Source organism: Proteobacteria bacterium CG1_02_64_396, from assembly GCA_001872725.1.
In the GTDB taxonomy this organism is placed as follows: Bacteria; Pseudomonadota; MNWR01; order CG1-02-64-396; family CG1-02-64-396; genus CG1-02-64-396.
The window spans coordinates 1-16105 of the sequence record MNWR01000097.1 but is presented as its reverse complement, the minus strand read 5'-3'; the positions used below and the strand labels follow the sequence as shown (position 1 = coordinate 16105).

The 16105-nt window shown below is 60.2% G+C and carries 12 protein-coding genes, 1 tRNA gene and 2 pseudogenes; all 15 read left to right on the top strand.

All coding sequences use genetic code 11. The features are described 5' to 3' along the window. The 15 genes and pseudogenes from tuf (AUJ55_11650) (at position 1) to tuf (AUJ55_11580) (ending at position 16105) form a co-directional block, all read left to right on the top strand. Positions 1 to 278, top strand: a pseudogene (tuf, locus tag AUJ55_11650) (elongation factor Tu). A gap of 81 nt (positions 279 to 359) precedes the next feature. Further along, complete coding sequence (locus AUJ55_11645) at positions 360 to 512, top strand: 50S ribosomal protein L33 (protein OIO54721.1); 153 nt, start codon at positions 360 to 362, stop codon at positions 510 to 512. Between the two features lie 49 nt (positions 513 to 561). Beyond that, positions 562 to 637: transfer RNA gene (locus AUJ55_11640), tRNA-Trp, on the top strand. 53 nt (positions 638 to 690) lie between these two features. Then, positions 691 to 888, top strand: coding sequence for a preprotein translocase subunit SecE (locus AUJ55_11635; GenBank protein ID OIO54720.1), 198 nt, complete (start codon positions 691 to 693; stop codon positions 886 to 888). A gap of 18 nt (positions 889 to 906) precedes the next feature. Beyond that, positions 907 to 1437: a transcription termination/antitermination factor NusG gene (locus AUJ55_11630; protein OIO54719.1), complete on the top strand. Its 531-nt coding sequence runs from the start codon at positions 907 to 909 to the stop codon at positions 1435 to 1437. 148 nt (positions 1438 to 1585) lie between these two features. Further along, the gene (locus tag AUJ55_11625) at positions 1586 to 2017 is read left to right on the top strand and encodes a 50S ribosomal protein L11 (protein ID OIO54718.1); all 432 of its coding nucleotides are present in this window, start codon (positions 1586 to 1588) and stop codon (positions 2015 to 2017) included. 62 nt (positions 2018 to 2079) lie between these two features. Continuing rightward, complete coding sequence (locus AUJ55_11620; protein OIO54717.1) at positions 2080 to 2772, top strand: 50S ribosomal protein L1; 693 nt, start codon at positions 2080 to 2082, stop codon at positions 2770 to 2772. Positions 2773 to 2986: 214 nt separating this feature from the next. Continuing rightward, a complete protein-coding gene (locus AUJ55_11615) occupies positions 2987 to 3511 on the top strand; it encodes a 50S ribosomal protein L10 (protein ID OIO54716.1) in 525 nt (174 codons plus the stop codon). A gap of 73 nt (positions 3512 to 3584) precedes the next feature. Then, positions 3585 to 3962, top strand: coding sequence for a 50S ribosomal protein L7/L12 (locus AUJ55_11610; protein ID OIO54715.1), 378 nt, complete (start codon positions 3585 to 3587; stop codon positions 3960 to 3962). Positions 3963 to 4215: 253 nt separating this feature from the next. Then, positions 4216 to 8313: a DNA-directed RNA polymerase subunit beta gene (locus AUJ55_11605; GenBank protein ID OIO54714.1), complete on the top strand. Its 4098-nt coding sequence runs from the start codon at positions 4216 to 4218 to the stop codon at positions 8311 to 8313. Positions 8314 to 8377: 64 nt separating this feature from the next. Then, complete coding sequence (locus tag AUJ55_11600) at positions 8378 to 12517, top strand: DNA-directed RNA polymerase subunit beta' (GenBank protein ID OIO54713.1); 4140 nt, start codon at positions 8378 to 8380, stop codon at positions 12515 to 12517. 152 nt (positions 12518 to 12669) lie between these two features. Beyond that, positions 12670 to 13041: a 30S ribosomal protein S12 gene (locus AUJ55_11595; protein OIO54712.1), complete on the top strand. Its 372-nt coding sequence runs from the start codon at positions 12670 to 12672 to the stop codon at positions 13039 to 13041. Positions 13042 to 13093: 52 nt separating this feature from the next. Next, positions 13094 to 13564, top strand: coding sequence for a 30S ribosomal protein S7 (locus tag AUJ55_11590; protein ID OIO54711.1), 471 nt, complete (start codon positions 13094 to 13096; stop codon positions 13562 to 13564). A gap of 84 nt (positions 13565 to 13648) precedes the next feature. After that, complete coding sequence (locus AUJ55_11585; GenBank protein OIO54722.1) at positions 13649 to 15730, top strand: translation elongation factor G; 2082 nt, start codon at positions 13649 to 13651, stop codon at positions 15728 to 15730. 59 nt (positions 15731 to 15789) lie between these two features. Then, a pseudogene (tuf, locus tag AUJ55_11580) lies at positions 15790 to 16105 on the top strand (elongation factor Tu).

Here is a 16105-nt window from a genome sequence, read left to right as displayed (position 1 = left end):
CCAAGTTTGAAGGCGAGGCCTACATCCTGAGCAAGGAAGAGGGCGGGCGCCATACCCCGTTCTTCGGTGGCTATCGTCCCCAGTTTTACTTCCGGACCACCGACGTGACGGGTGTTGTAACGCTGCCCGCCGACAAAGAGATGGTGATTCCGGGTGACAACGTTTCTGTTTCGGTGGAGCTGATTGCGCCCATCGCGATGGAAGAGGGTCTTCGCTTCGCCATTCGTGAAGGCGGTCGTACCGTCGGCGCCGGCGTCGTCAGTAAGATCATCGCCTAATCAAACCCTGTAGCAGGTTCAACGAGGCCCTGACGGGCGGTGTAAACCGCCCTCAGGGCCGCTTCCATAAGGTAGACCGCCATGCGTGACATCGTCGGCTTGCAGTGTGAAGAGTGCAAGCAGCGCAATTACACCACCACCAAGAACAAGCGGACGACTCCGGACAAGCTGTCGTTCAAGAAGCATTGTCCCTTCTGCCGCAAACACACGGTGCACAAAGAACACAAGGTTTAATGCCGGTTCGGCGGCTTCATAAGGTCGCCGGACGGCACCTTGTAGGTGTAGGACAGTAGCTCAACTGGTAGAGCACCGGTCTCCAAAACCGGGGGTTGGGGGTTCGATCCCCTCCTGTCCTGCCATTTTTATACGCTGTGCCCCACGGGACGATGGGGTCCTCCAGCCGAGGTATCAGATGGCGACCAAAATCGCGGAATTCCGAAGCTACCTCACCGACGTCAAGCAGGAACTCAAGCGGGTCGTTTGGCCCAGTCGCAAAGAGACGACTCAGACCACCATGATGGTTTTCGGCATGGTGGTTTTGCTGTCTTTGTTTCTCTGGCTGGTCGACATGTCTGCCTCCTGGTTGGTCGGTCTGATTATCGGCGGTTGAGAAAGAGGACAAGTCTCCATGGCCAAGCAGTGGTACGTCGTGCACACCTACTCCACCTTCGAACGCAAGGTGCGGGACAACATCCTCGAACGGGCTAAGTGGGAGGGGATGGAGGATCAGTTCGGCGAGATCCTGGTTCCGGTCGAGAAGGTCGAGGAGGTGCGCAAGGGGGTGAAGAAGACCTCCGAGCGGATGTTCTTCCCCGGTTACATCCTGGTAGAGATGGAGCTCAACGACGCCTCCTGGCATTTGGTCAAGAGCGTTCCCCGGGTCACCGGCTTTCTGGGCGGCAGTGATCGTCCCCAGCCGTTGACCAAGCGGGAGCTCGATCGGATCGTCCAGCAGATCGAAGAGGGCAAGGAGAAGCCCCGTCCCAAGATCAACTTCGATGTCGGCGAGTCGGTTCGGGTGATCGACGGCCCCTTCGCCAACTTTAGCGGCGTGGTCGAGCAGATCAGTCCCGAAAAAGGCAAGGTCAAGGTGGCGGTCTCCATCTTTGGTCGCCCCACCCCGGTGGAGCTCGATTTTGGTCAGGTCGAAAAGTCGTAAGGCAAAAGCCCTATTCGGTCGCACAACCGGCGTGGCGGGAAGCCACGCTTTTTTGTCTCCCCGCCGGACGGTGGAGTTCGAGGCGCCATGAGCGCCGGATGTCGAACATGAACCGGCTCGAACGGCGGGCCCAAGAGGTTAAAGAACCATGGCAAAGAAGATCATCGGCTACATCAAGCTGCAGGTTCCGGCGGGCAAGGCCAACCCCTCGCCCCCGATCGGTCCTGCCCTCGGTCAACGCGGACTCAACATCATGGAGTTCTGCAAGGCCTTTAACGCCCAAACCCAGAAGCTGGAAGAGGGGCTGAAGGTTCCGGTCATCATCACGGCCTTCGCCGACCGGACCTTCACCTTCGTCGTGAAGACCCCCCCCGCCCCGTTGCTGGTGCTGCGTGCCGCCGGTCTCAAGAGCGGCTCCAAAACCCCCGGTAAGGGTGGTTACGTCGGCAAGATCACCAAGGCCCAGGTCGAGGAGATCGCTAAGACGAAGCTGCCCGACTTGAACACCAACGATCTTGAGGCGGCCATGCGGACCGTTGAGGGTTCGGCCCGTTCGATGGGGATTGAGGTCGTCGCTTAAGGCGAAAGGCGCCACCTCTCGAAATCGGGGTGGCTGGGAACGCAGCGAAAGAGGTGTACATCATGGCACGCAAAAGTAAGCGTTTTGCCGCAGTGGCCGAGAAGGTCGGTAAGAATCCCCTTCCTTTGAGCGAGGCTCTGGCCCTGTCCAAAGAACTGGCGAACGCCAAGTTCGACGAGTCGATCGACATCGCCGTCAACCTGAGTGTCGATCCTCGCCACGCCGACCAGATGGTCCGCGGTTCGGTGGCCCTGCCTCACGGCACCGGCAAGACCGTCCGCGTCCTGGTCTTCGCCAAAGGCCCCAAGGCCGAGGATGCTCGTAACGCAGGCGCCGATTACGTCGGCGACAACGATCTGGCCGATAAGATTCAGAACGAAGGCTGGCTCGACTTCGACCGCGTGGTCGCCACCCCCGATATGATGGGTGTGGTCGGTAAGCTCGGCCGGGTCCTTGGTCCGCGTGGTTTGATGCCCAACCCCAAGCTGGGCACCGTGACCATGGATGTGGCGAAGGCGGTCATCGCGATTAAAGCCGGTCAGGTTGAGTTCCGGGTGGACAAGGCCGGGATCATCCACTGCCCCGTCGGTCGCGCCTCCTTCGATGTCGAGAAGCTGCGTGAGAACGCCGTGGCGGTGATTAACGAGTTGGTCCGTCTGAAGCCCTCGGCTGCCAAGGGGACCTACATGAAGAAGGTGGCGGTTTCCAGCACCATGGGTCCTGGAATCGTCGCCGATCCGGCTTCGATCGAATAAACCGTTCGACCCCAGCTGGGGTTGGATGCTGTAGTTAGTGCCATTTGCCTCACGACCGTTGAAGACCGCAGGAGCCGACAGGCTTAAATCCTTTCAAGGGATCCTGCCGAGACGGGCAATCGATACATGTTCGGGAATTTGCCTTTTCGCGGACATGCCCACCTCGGGTCGATGAGCATGGTTTCGACAATTCTCAAAGAGAGGAGGTGAGCGTATGAATCGAGAGGGTAAAGCCCAACTCGTCGCGGAACTCAACAGCGCGCTCCAGGAGACTTCGGTCCTCCTGGTCGTGCAGTACCGCGGCATGACGGTGGCTCAGGCCGACAAACTCCGTAACGCGATTCGCGAAGCGGGCGGCAGCTATCGTGTGGCCAAGAACACCCTCATCCGCCGGGCGACGGCCGACACCAGCTTTTCCGATGTCGACCAGTTCCTGGGTGGTCCCGTTGGGATCGCTTGGGGCCCTGAGCCGGTGGCCCTGGCCAAGGCTGTTTCCGAAACCGCCAAGGGTGTCGAGCCCCTGAAGGTGATCGGCGGCGTCCTGGACGGTAAGGCCATCGACGAAAACGGCGTCAAGGCACTGTCGTCGCTGCCGAGCCGCGAGGAGCTGTTGGCCAAGCTGTTGGGCACCATGATGAACCCTGTTTCCGGGTTCGTCCGCGTGCTCAATGGTGTGCCGACCGGTTTCGTCCGGGTGCTCAATGGCATCGCCGAAAAACGCCAGGAAGAGGCAGCTTAAGCTGCCTTTTTCGCCGACTTGCAGCAAAACCATCATCGGAATTTTCCCGAACATCGATCCTAGAGGTTTCACCATGGCTATTTCCCGCGAAGAACTGATTGCCGCCATCGAAGGCTTGACCGTCCTTGAGTTGGCCGAGTTGGTTAAAGAGCTCGAAGAGAAATTCGGCGTCTCTGCCGCTGCGCCCGTCGCCGTGGCCGCTGCCGGCCCCGCCGCCGCTGCCGTCGTCGAAGAAGAAAAGACCGAGTTCGACGTGATCCTCAAGGCTGCTGGCGCCAAGAAGATCGAGGTCATCAAGGTTGTCCGCGCTATCACCGGTCTGGGCCTGAAAGAGGCTAAGGACCTGGTTGAAGGGGCCCCCAAGCCCGTCAAAGAGGCTGCCTCCAAGGACGAAGCCGCCGACATCAAGAAGAAGCTCGAAGAGGCCGGCGCCGAAGTCGAAGTTAAGTAAGCATGTGGTTCAAGCCGGAGGCGCCGGCCGCCTCCGGCTGTTGCATCACAGCGAGTCAGGCCGGGCTCTCAACAGAGCCCGGCCTGTTCGTGTTTCGGAAAATCGACGGTTCCCGGGGTCGATGCGATCCCGTTGAGGGAACGGTCGGGTCCCCCATGGGACCAACGCTGCCCCCACACGTATCAGGGCCCTCCGGACCCGCCGGAGGATGCTCGATTTCCGAGGCCCCGCCCTGCCTTGAGAAGGAGATCCGATGCGGTACTCCCTGACCGAACGCAAGCGTATTCGGAAGAATTTCGGCACCATCGCCGAGCTGATTTCCGCCCCCAATTTGATCGCCATCCAGAGGGAGTCTTATGCCTCCTTCCTGCAGATGGACTGTGCCAAAGACAAGCGCATCGATGTGGGGTTGGAGGCGGTTTTCCGTGCGATCTTCCCGATCTCCGACCACGCCGAAAAGGCGACGCTGGAGTACGTCTCCTATTGGTTCGATCCCCCGAAATTCGACCTGCGCGAGTGCCTGCAGCGTGGCCTGACCTACTCGGCCCCGCTCAAGGTGACCCTGCGGCTGGTTATTTACGACCGCAACGAAGAGACCGGCGTTAAGAGCGTCCGGGACATCAAGGAGCAGGACGTCTATATGGGGGACATCCCCCTGATGACCCCGACCGGCTCCTTTGTCATCAACGGTACCGAGCGGGTAATCGTCTCTCAGATGCACCGCTCCCCCGGCGTCTTTTTCGATTCCGACCAGGGTAAGAGCCACGCCTCGGGCAAGGTTCTGCATAGCGCCCGCGTGATTCCCTACCGCGGATCCTGGCTCGATTTTGAGTTCGACCCCAAGGGGATCGTCCACTGCCGCATCGACCGTCGCCGTAAGATCCCGGCCACCATCGTCCTCAAGGCGCTTGAGATGAGCGACGAGGAGATCCTCAACACCTTCTATGAGCGCTGGACCTTCCGCGTCGAGAAGGAATGGGCGGTGCTCCATGGTGGGATCGATCTGGTTTCGGATCTGCGATTCCCCTTCCCCCTGCTCGATCCGGCCAATGGCGAGACCGTGTTTGGCGCCGGCAAGAAGATCAGCAAGGGGATGATCCGTGCTCAGAAGCGCAAGGGGATCGAACAGATCGCCTTTCCCCGCGAGGCCTTCCTGGAGCTGTCGTTCGCCCTCGATCAGGTCGATCCCGATACCGGTCGGGTGATCGCCAATGCAGGCGACAAGCTCAGCGAAACCGCGATTGCCGAGATTCAGGCGCTGGGCCGCAACGAAGTCCAGGTGCTGGCCATCGACGGCACCGAGGTGACTGCCAGCATCCGCAACACCTTGGTCCTCGACAACGTCGAGAACGAGCCCGAGGCGTTGGTCGAGATTTATCGGGTGTTGCGTCCCGGAGAGCCTCCGACCCTCGACGTGGCCCGTCCCTTGTTCCAGAGCCTGTTCTTCGATGCCGATCGCTACGATCTGTCGATCGTGGGGCGGATGAAGATCAACTCGCGCCTTGGTTTGGACGCCCCCTTGACCCAACGTGTCTTGAATAAAGAAGACGTCGTCGAGGTGCTGCGCACGATCTGCCTGCTCCACGATGGTCATGGAGAGGTCGACGACATCGATCACCTGGGCAACCGTCGAGTCCGTTCGGTGGGCGAATTGATGGAAAACCAGTTCCGCGCCGGTCTGGTGCGTATGGACCGGGCCATCAAGGAGCGACTGACCACCGGCGATCTCGAAACCCTGATGCCGCACGACATGATCAACGCCAAGCAGGTCTCGGCGGTGGTGCGGGAGTTCTTCGGTTCGTCGCAGTTGTCGCAGTTCATGGATCAAACCAATCCCCTGTCCGAAATCACCCACAAGCGGCGTATCTCGGCCTTGGGCCCCGGTGGTCTGAACCGGGAACGGGCAGGCTTCGAGGTGCGCGACGTCCATCCGACCCACTACGGGCGTCTGTGCCCCATTGAGACCCCTGAAGGTCCAAACATCGGCCTGATCAACTCGTTGGCCATTTTTGCCAAGGTCAACGAGTTCGGCTTCATCGAGACCCCCTACCGTAAGGTGGTGGACGGTCGCGTGGCCGATGAGGTTGAGTACCTGTCGGCCATCGACGAGCAAGCCCACGTCATTGCCCAGGCCAATGCCATCCTCGATGAAAACGGCCAGTTTGTTTCGGACCTGGTGATGTGTCGCTACAAGGGTGACTCGGGGCTTTATCCCCCCGATCAGATCACCTACATGGACGTCTCCAGTCGCCAGATCACCTCGGTGGCCGCCTCCTTGATTCCCTTCTTGGAGCACGATGACGCCAACCGCGCCCTGATGGGTTCGAACATGCAGCGCCAGGCGGTGCCGACCCTTCGGGCCGAGCGCCCGTTGGTCGGAACCGGCATGGAGCGTCTGGTCGCCATCGATTCTGGTGCAGCCCTGACCGCCCGCCGTCCCGGCGTGGTGGTGCGGGTCGATGCTCGCCGCATCGTGGTGCGTGCCGACGAGTTCGAGGGCGATGAGCCCGGCGTCGACATTTACCTGCTCGACAAATACACCCGCTCCAACCAATCGACTTGCTTCAATCAGAAGCCGATTGTGCGGGTGGGTGATCGGGTCGATTCGGGCGACGTGGTGGCCGATGGCCCCTCGACCGACTTGGGCGAACTGGCCCTCGGGCAGAACATGCTCGTCGCCTTCATGCCCTGGGGTGGCTACAACTTCGAGGACTCGATCCTCATCTCCGAAAAAGTGGTTGCCGAAGATCGTTACACCTCGATCCACATCGAGGAGTACGAGACGATGGCTCGGGATACCAAACTCGGCCCTGAGGAGATCACCCGCGATATCCCCAACGTCTCGGCCGAGGCGCTGCGTCACCTCGATGACTCCGGCATCGTCTACATCGGCGCCGAGGTTGGCCCTGGCGACATCCTGGTTGGCAAGGTGACCCCTAAGGGCGAGACCCAGATCTCTCCTGAAGAGAAGCTTTTGCGGGCCATTTTCGGCGAGAAGGCCGCCGACGTGCGTGATACCTCCATGCGCATGGGGCCCGGCGAGTTCGGTACCGTTGTCGACGTTAAGGTCTTCACCCGCCGCGGCACCGAGAAGGATGAGCGGGCCCAGGTCTTGATGGAGGCCGAGCTGGTCGAGTTCGAAAAGGACTTGAAGGCGGAGCTGGCGGTGATCGAAGAGGACATCTTCGACCGGATGAAGGGGATGTTGCTCAATCGCACCGCCCTGTCCGGTCCCAATCTCGAAGAGGGCAAGAAGGTCTCAGCCCCCTACTTGAGCGGACTGCGCCGCGACCGGTGGTTCGAAATCGAGCCCAAAAACGCTGAGCTTCTCCCCTCCATCGCCGCCTTGAAGGCGCAGCTGCAAAAGGCCCGTGACCGGGTCCAGGCGCGGCTTGCCGACAAGCGCACGAAGCTGGAGCGGGGCGATGAGCTGCCCGCCGGTGTGCTTAAGATGGTGAAGGTGTTCGTGGCCATCAAACGCAAGCTGTCGGTCGGCGATAAAATGGCCGGTCGCCACGGCAACAAGGGTGTGATCTCCAAGATCGTTCCCATCGAGGACATGCCTTTCCTGGCCGACGGCACATCGGTCGACGTCGTCCTCAACCCCCTGGGCGTGCCCTCGCGTATGAACGTCGGGCAGATCCTCGAAACCCACTTGGGTTGGGCCGCCAAGGGGCTGGGCCAACGTATCGGCAACATGTACGAGGATTGGCGCAAGCAGGAGTCCGACAAGGCTCGTGGGTTGCTGCTCGAAGAGCTCCAGGAAATCTACGACGAGAAGGGGGCTGCCGAGGCACTTGAATCGTTGGACGATCAAGAGCTAGCAACCCTGGCTCAGAACCTTTCGCACGGTGTGCCCGTGGCCTCGCCGGTGTTCGACGGAGCCAAGGAATCGCACATCAAGCGTTGGCTGGAGCGGGTGGGGCGTCCCACCTCGGGCCAGAGCACTCTGTTCGACGGCAGAACCGGCGAGACCTTCGACCGCCCCGTCACCGTCGGCTACATGTACGTCCTGAAGCTGCACCATTTGGTCGACGACAAGATCCACGCCCGTTCGACCGGTCCGTACTCGATGGTGACCCAGCAGCCGCTGGGTGGTAAGGCGCAGTTCGGTGGGCAGCGTTTCGGTGAGATGGAGGTGTGGGCGCTTGAAGCATATGGCGCCGCGTACACTTTGCAGGAGATGCTCACCGTCAAGTCGGATGACGTGAACGGTCGTACCAAAATGTACGAGGCCATCGTCAAAGGGGACGATACCTTCGTTTCGGGGATCCCCGAGTCCTTCAACGTGTTGGTGAAGGAGATGCAGGCGCTGGCCCTCAACGTAGAGTTGATCGGTCACGACGACTAAGCGACCTGCCCGGTAAGACCCTTATCGAGTTCAACGTCCCCACTGTCAGCGGGAGGGAGTTCCTTTGGACCAGATCCGCCGTTTGATTGAACGTCCTCAAGAGACCAGCGATTTCGATGCGATTCGCATCGGTCTCGCCAGCCCCGAAACGATCCGTTCCTGGTCGTTCGGGGAGGTCAAGAAGCCCGAAACCATCAACTACCGGACCTTTAAACCGGAGCGGGACGGCTTGTTCTGCGCCAAGATTTTCGGCCCGGTGAAGGATTACGAGTGCACCTGTGGTAAGTACAAGCGGCTCAAACACCGCGGCATCGTCTGCGAAAAGTGCGGCGTCGAGGTCATCCAGGCCAAAGTTCGGCGCGAGCGGATGGGCCACATTGAGCTGGCAGCCCCGGTCGCCCACATCTGGTTTTTGAAGAGTCTGCCCTCCCGTATCGGGTTGGCGCTCGACATCACCCTCAAGAGCCTGGAGCAGGTGCTCTACTTTGAGAAGTTCGTGGTTGTCGAGCCCGGCATGACCCCCTTGACCAAGGGGCAAATGCTGACGGTCGAGGAGCACGAGTCGATGCTCGACGAGTACGGCGACGAGTTCGTAGCGATGATGGGTGCCGAGGCGATCAGGGAGCTCTTGAAAGAGATCGACCTGGAGGCTGAGGCGACCCGCATTCGCCAGGACATCGAGGACACCGGCTCGGTCCCCAAGCGGACCAAGCTGGTCAAGCGGCTCAAGCTGCTTGAGGCCTTCCGCCAGTCGGGCAACCGCCCCGAATGGATGATTCTTGAGGTCATCCCGGTGCTGCCGCCCGATCTGCGCCCCTTGGTGCCGCTGGACGGTGGCCGCTTTGCGACCTCCGACCTGAACGACCTCTACCGCCGCGTCATCAACCGGAACAACCGGTTGAAGCGGCTACTTGAGCTCAACGCTCCCGACATCATCGTCCGCAACGAAAAGCGGATGCTTCAGGAGTCGGTCGACGCTCTGTTCGACAACGGCCGACGCGGTCGCACGATCACCGGCGCCAACCGTCGCCCCTTGAAGTCGCTCTCCGACATGCTCAAGGGCAAGCAGGGGCGCTTCCGGCAGAACCTGCTCGGCAAGCGGGTCGATTACTCGGGCCGTTCGGTCATCGTGGTGGGGCCTCAGCTCAAGCTGCATCAGTGCGGTCTGCCTAAAAAGATGGCGCTGGAGCTTTTCCGCCCCTTTATCTACTCCGAATTGGAGCGGCGTGGCACCGCCTCAACCATCAAGGCGGCCAAGCGTTTGGTCGAGCAAGAGATCGACGAGGTTTGGGGGATCCTGGAAGAGGTGATCCACGAGCATCCGATCATGCTTAACCGCGCCCCGACCTTGCACCGTTTGGGTATTCAGGCCTTCGAGCCGGTGTTGATCGAGGGTAAGGCGATTCAGCTGCACCCCTTGGTCTGCGCCGCCTTCAACGCCGACTTCGACGGCGATCAGATGGCGGTCCACGTGCCGCTGTCGATTGAGGCGCAGCTTGAGGCCCGTGTCTTGATGATGTCGAGCAACAACATTCTTGGGCCGGCTCATGGCCGTCCCATGATTGTGCCGACCCAGGACATCGTGCTGGGTCTGTACTACATGACCCGTCAGCGTCCCTACGCCAAAGGCGAGGGGATGGTTTTTGCCTCGCCCGACGAGGTCGAGGCTGCCCACGCCCGCGGTCAGGTGTCGTTGCATGCCTCCATCGAGTGCCGGATTCGCGGTCGCCGCGAAAAGACCACCGCCGGTCGTGCGCTCCTGTCGCGTATTCTCCCGGCGCAGGTCCCCTTCGGGCAGCTCAACCGGGTGCTGAAGAAAAAAGACATCGGCAAGCTGATCGACGCCGCCTACCGCTACGCGGGGCTCAAGGCGACCGTGATTTTCGCCGACCGTCTGCTCCAAACCGGGTTTTCGAATGCCAGCCGCGCCGGGATCTCCTTCGGTGTCGACGACATGCGCATTCCCCCCGAGAAAGAGAAGGAGCTCGGGCGCGCCCGCGATGAGGTCCGTCAGGTCATCGACTCCTACAACAAGGGTCTGATTACCGCAGGCGAGCGTTACAACAAGATCGTCGACGTCTGGACCGGCTGTGGTGAAGAGGTGGCGGCCCTGATGATGAAGGGGCTCAAACACGAGATCATCGAGAGTGACACCGGAGAGAAGACCGAGACGGAGTCCTTTAACTCGATCTTCATGATGGCCGATTCGGGCGCTCGTGGTTCGGCGGCCCAGATCCGTCAGCTGGCCGGTATGCGCGGCCTGATGGCCAAGCCCGACGGCTCGATCATTGAGACTCCGATCGACGCGAACTTCCGCGAAGGTCTGACGGTGCTTCAGTACTTCATCTCGACCCACGGTGCCCGTAAAGGTCTGGCCGATACCGCGCTCAAGACGGCGAACTCGGGTTACCTGACCCGCCGTCTGGTTGATGTCGCCCAGGATTGCATCGTCAACGAGGTCGACTGCGGCACCACCCGCGGCATCACCGTCACCACGCTGGTGGAGGGCGGCGACGTCATCGAGGCGCTGTCGGAGCGGGTTCTGGGGCGTGTGACCCAGGGTGAGATTCGCGATCCCCTGACCGACGAGGTGTTGGTCGATGTGGGGGTGGTCCTCGACGAAGATACGGTCGAGCGGCTGGACGACCGGGGTGTTGATCGCGCCTTTGTGCGTAGTCCGGTCACCTGCGAATCGATCCACGGGGTGTGCAGCAAGTGCTACGGGCGCGATTTGGCCCGTGGCCACTTGGTCAACCGGGGCGAGGCCATTGGCATCATCGCCGCGCAGTCGATCGGTGAACCTGGCACCCAGTTGACCATGCGGACCTTCCACGTCGGCGGTACCGCCTCCGGTGTGGTGGAACGCTCCAGCATCGAAGCGAAGAGTGCCGGTACCGTGCAGTACGAGGGGCTCCACGCGGTGGAAAACCGCGACGGCAAGTTGGTTGTACTCAACCGGTCGACTGCCTTGATGATCCGCGATCCGCAAGGGCGCGAACGCGAGCGGCATCCGCTGCCGTACGGCGCCCTGCTTGACCGTAAAGAGGGCGATTCTGTCTCTCCCGGCGAACAGCTGGCGGCGTGGGATCCCCATGCTCAGGCGGTGATCTCCGAGGTGGGCGGTGTGGTTCGGTTCGAGGATTTGGTCCCCGGACTGACCCTTGAAGACAAACGGGACGAAACCACCGGTTTGGTGACCCGGCAGGTGACGGAGCATCCCGACCGCGGCAAGGGGCTCGTGCCTCGTATCGTGCTGACCAATCCCCAAAGTGGGGAGGAGACCAGCTACCGGGTTCAACCCGGGACGGTGCTTACCGTGGTTGAAGGGGACGAAATCGCCCCTGGTGACATGATCGGCAAGCTGCCCCGCGAATCGGCCAAGACCAGGGACATCACCGGTGGTCTGCCGCGGGTGACTGATCTGTTCGAAGCCCGTATTCCTAAGAACCATGCGGTGTTGGCCCTGACCCACGGCACCGTGGCGTTTGGTAAGGAGACCAAGGGCAAGATCGAGGTGCAGGTCGTTCAGAACGACGAGATCGTCGATACCTACCAGGTGCCCAAGGGCAAACAAATCCTGGTGAAGGATGGCGATCAGGTTCGGGCGGGCGACCGTTTGACCGAGGGCGAGCCCTCCTCGCACGACATCCTGGAAGCGCTAGGTGTTGAGGCATTAACCCAGTACATGGTTCGCGAGGTTCAGGAGGTCTACCGGGTACAAGGTGTGAAGATCGATGACAAACACATCGAGACGATCATCCGGCAGATGATGAGCAAGATCATCGTCACCGATCCGGGCGAGTCTTTGCTGATCGCGGGTGAACAGATCGACCGGACTACCTTCCTCAAAGAGGTCATGGAGGCCGAACGTGCGGGCAAGTTGCTGCCGACCGGCAAGCCGATCCTCCTTGGGATCACGAAGGCGGCTCTGACCACCGAGTCGTTCGTTTCGGCTGCCTCCTTCCAGGAGACGACTCGCGTCTTGACCGAGGCGGCGGTGAACGGCAAGACCGATCATCTGCGTGGTCTTAAAGAGAATGTGATTGTCGGGAGACTAATCCCTGCAGGGACCGGTTATGCCCGACGCGATCAGGCCAAGGAGATCCGCGAAGCCCAGAGTCACGCCGAAAAAGCGACGATGGACGCCGCACTCGACATGATCGAAACGACGATTGAATCCGCAGGGGAGGACGCGCCTGCCTAAGTCATGGGGGGCGTGTTGCCCCCTGTTGGCGGCCAAACCGAAAAGGGGAATACAGCCCTTGACGTGGCCGCCTGAATGACTAACATCCGCGCCCCTTTGCATCTTTGCTTGGGCGACAAGCCCCGAGATGGCACGTTTTCGAGGAAGTATTTATGCCGACCATCAACCAATTGGTTCGCCAAGAACGCAAGGCGTCCAAGAAGAAAAACAAGGTGCCCGCTCTCCAGGCCTGCCCGCAGCGCCGGGGGGTTTGCACCCGCGTTTACACCACGACCCCCAAGAAGCCCAACTCGGCGCTTCGTAAAGTGGCTCGCGTGCGGCTGACCAACGGTTTCGAGGTGACTTCGTACATCCCCGGCGAGGGGCACAACCTGCAAGAGCACAGCGTGGTGCTGATTCGCGGTGGTCGTGTGAAGGATCTTCCCGGCGTGCGGTACCACATCGTACGTGGAACCCTGGATACCACTGGGGTGAAGGACCGGAATCAGCGCCGTTCGAAGTATGGCGTCAAGAAGCCCAAATAAGCGGGCGTTCTAAAGTAAATCTACCCAGTTCATCGAGGGTTGGAGGTTTCAAGTGGCGCGTCGTCGTCGAGCAGAAAAGCGGGAAGTTCTGGCTGATCCCAAGTTCGGGTCGGGTCAGGTGACCAAGTTCATGAACGTCATTATGCGTGACGGCAAGAAGTCGATCGCCGAAAGCATTTTGTACGGGGCATTCGATATCATCGAGCGCAAGACCAGCAAGGATCCCCTTGAGGTTTTTGAGGCGGCGATGGGTAATGCCAAGCCGATGGTCGAGGTGAAGTCCCGTCGGGTCGGCGGCGCCACCTATCAGGTGCCGGTCGAAGTACGTGCTGATCGTCGCAATGCTTTGGCGATGCGCTGGTTGGTCGGTTATGCCCGTGGTCGTGGCGAGCGCACCATGCGTGAGCGTTTGGCGGCTGAGCTGATGGATGCCGCCGAAAATCGCGGCGCCACCATCAAGAAGCGCGAAGACACCCACCGGATGGCCGACGCCAATAAGGCGTTTGCGCACTACCGCTGGTAAGACCTCCGCCGGATTTTTGGCGGCATCAAGTGAAACAAGCGCCCCTACAAGGGGGCGATGCGTTCTTTCCAACTGGAGTTAGACGTGGCTAGGTCGGTACCTCTCGAAAAAACCCGCAATATCGGCATCATGGCGCACATTGATGCCGGTAAGACGACCACGACCGAACGAATCCTGTTCTATACCGGGATTTCGCACAAAATCGGCGAGGTTCACGACGGCGCTGCGACCATGGACTGGATGGAGCAGGAGCAAGAACGCGGGATTACCATTACCTCTGCGGCCACCACCTGCAGCTGGAAAGATCACCGCATCAATATCATCGACACCCCTGGCCACGTCGACTTCACCATCGAAGTGGAGCGCTCGCTCCGCGTGCTCGATGGTGCCGTAGCCGTGTTCTGCTCGGTGGGCGGCGTTCAGCCTCAGTCTGAGACCGTCTGGCGTCAGGCGGTGAAGTACAAGGTTCCCCGCATGGCGTTCGTCAACAAGATGGATCGCGTTGGCGCCAACTTCTACAACGTCGTCGACCAGATTCGTGATCGCCTCGACGCCGTCGCCGTTCCTATCCAAATTCCCATCGGCGCCGAAGAGCATTTCCGCGGTGTGGTCGATTTGATCACCAATAAAGCCATCGTGTGGGATGACGAGACTGCCCAAGGGCAGAGCTTTGATGTCATCGAGATTCCTGCCGATCTGGTCGAGAAAGCAGCAGAATTTCGTGAGGCGATGATCGAGGCGGTAGCCGAGTTCGACGAGGCCGCCATGGAGAAATACCTGGAAGGTGAGGAACTTTCCGAGGCCGAGATCAAGCACTGCATCCGTCTGGGCACCAACGCCAACGCTATTGTCCCAGTGACCTGTGGGACCGCGTTTAAGAACAAGGGCGTCCAAACCTTGCTCGACGCAGTGGTGGACTACATGCCCTCGCCCCTCGATGTGCCCCCAATTAAAGGGGTCAAGATGGATGGGGAGACCCCCGACAGCCGCGTTTCGGATGACGACGCTCCCTTTTCGGCGCTCGCTTTCAAGATTATGAACGACCCCTTTGTTGGTTCGCTGACCTTCCTGCGCGTCTATTCGGGCGTCATGGAGGCGGGCTCCTACATGCTAAACTCTACCAAGGACAAGAAGGAGCGGGTTGGTCGTCTGCTCAAGATGCACGCCAATAAGCGCGAAGAGATCAAAGAGATCCGTGCTGGCGACATCTGCGCCGCTGTTGGTTTGAAATACTCGACCACGGGCGACACCCTATGTGAAGAGAGCCATGCAGTCATTCTGGAGCGGATGGAATTCCCCGAGCCCGTGATCCACATTGCCATTGAGCCCAAGACCAAGGCCGACCAAGAGAAGATGGGCCTGGCTTTGCAGCGCTTGGCGCAAGAAGACCCCTCGTTCCGTGTGCGGACCGATGAAGAGAGTGGACAGACCATCATCTCTGGTATGGGTGAGCTGCATCTTGAAATCATCGTCGACCGCATGCGACGCGAGTTCAAGGTCGAGGCCAACGTCGGCAAGCCCCAGGTTGCCTACCGCGAAACCATCACCGAGTCGGTCAAGGTTGAAGGCAAGTTCGTGCGCCAGTCGGGTGGTCGCGGCCAATACGGCCATTGCTGGCTTCACGTCGAGCCCCAGGAAAAGGGCAAAGGCTACGAGTTCGTCAACGGCATTGTTGGCGGCGTGATTCCCCGCGAGTACGTCCCAGCTGTCGATAAGGGCATTCAAGGTGCGATGACCTCCGGTGTAATGGCGGGCTTCCCTGTGGTCGACGTCAAGGTCACGGTGTTCGACGGCTCTTATCACGATGTCGATTCGAACGAAAAGGCCTTCGAAATTGCCGGCTCTATGGCTTTCAAAGATGGCTGCAAACAGGCTAAACCGGTTCTGCTTGAGCCCATCATGAAGGTAGAGGTGACCGTGCCCGATGATTACATGGGCGACGTCATCGGTGATCTGAACAGCCGTCGCGGCCAGATTCTCGGCATGGACACCAAAGGCAATCAGCAAATTATCAACTCTTATGTACCGCTGGCCGATATGTTCGGGTACTCCACCGACCTGCGTTCGCGCACCCAGGGACGTGCCACGTACAGCATGCATTTCGATCACTACGAGACGGTCCCGAGCCAAGTTGCTCAGGAAATCATCGCCAAGGCCAAGGCCTAATTACCGTCGCGATTTTTTGAATTTAGAGCTATTTCAAAGGCTGAGAGAGGACAACTCCAATGGCTAAAGCGAAATTCGAACGCAGTAAACCGCACGTCAACATCGGGACCATCGGTCACGTCGACCATGGCAAGACCACTTTGACGGCTGCGATCACCTCGGTGCTGGCCTCGAAGGGTCTTGCCGAGAAGCGGGCCTACGATCAGATCGACGGCGCCCCCGAGGAGCGTGCTCGCGGTATTACCATCGCGACCGCCCACGTGGAGTACGAGACCCTCGCTCGTCACTATGCCCATGTCGACTGCCCCGGCCACGCCGACTATGTGAAGAACATGATCACCGGCGCTGCGCAGATGGACGGCGCGATTCTGGTGG

What these genes read in the sequence shown, in the direction of transcription:
- AUJ55_11645 (OIO54721.1), top strand. Translation starts at nt 360, where the DNA reads ATGCGTGACATCGTCGGCTTGCAGTGTGAAGAGTGCAAGCAGCGCAAT.
- AUJ55_11635 (OIO54720.1), top strand. Translation starts at nt 691, where the DNA reads ATGGCGACCAAAATCGCGGAATTCCGAAGCTACCTCACCGACGTCAAG.
- AUJ55_11630 (OIO54719.1), top strand. Translation starts at nt 907, where the DNA reads ATGGCCAAGCAGTGGTACGTCGTGCACACCTACTCCACCTTCGAACGC.
- AUJ55_11625 (OIO54718.1), top strand. Translation starts at nt 1,586, where the DNA reads ATGGCAAAGAAGATCATCGGCTACATCAAGCTGCAGGTTCCGGCGGGC.
- AUJ55_11620 (OIO54717.1), top strand. Translation starts at nt 2,080, where the DNA reads ATGGCACGCAAAAGTAAGCGTTTTGCCGCAGTGGCCGAGAAGGTCGGT.
- AUJ55_11615 (OIO54716.1), top strand. Translation starts at nt 2,987, where the DNA reads ATGAATCGAGAGGGTAAAGCCCAACTCGTCGCGGAACTCAACAGCGCG.
- AUJ55_11610 (OIO54715.1), top strand. Translation starts at nt 3,585, where the DNA reads ATGGCTATTTCCCGCGAAGAACTGATTGCCGCCATCGAAGGCTTGACC.
- AUJ55_11605 (OIO54714.1), top strand. Translation starts at nt 4,216, where the DNA reads ATGCGGTACTCCCTGACCGAACGCAAGCGTATTCGGAAGAATTTCGGC.
- AUJ55_11595 (OIO54712.1), top strand. Translation starts at nt 12,670, where the DNA reads ATGCCGACCATCAACCAATTGGTTCGCCAAGAACGCAAGGCGTCCAAG.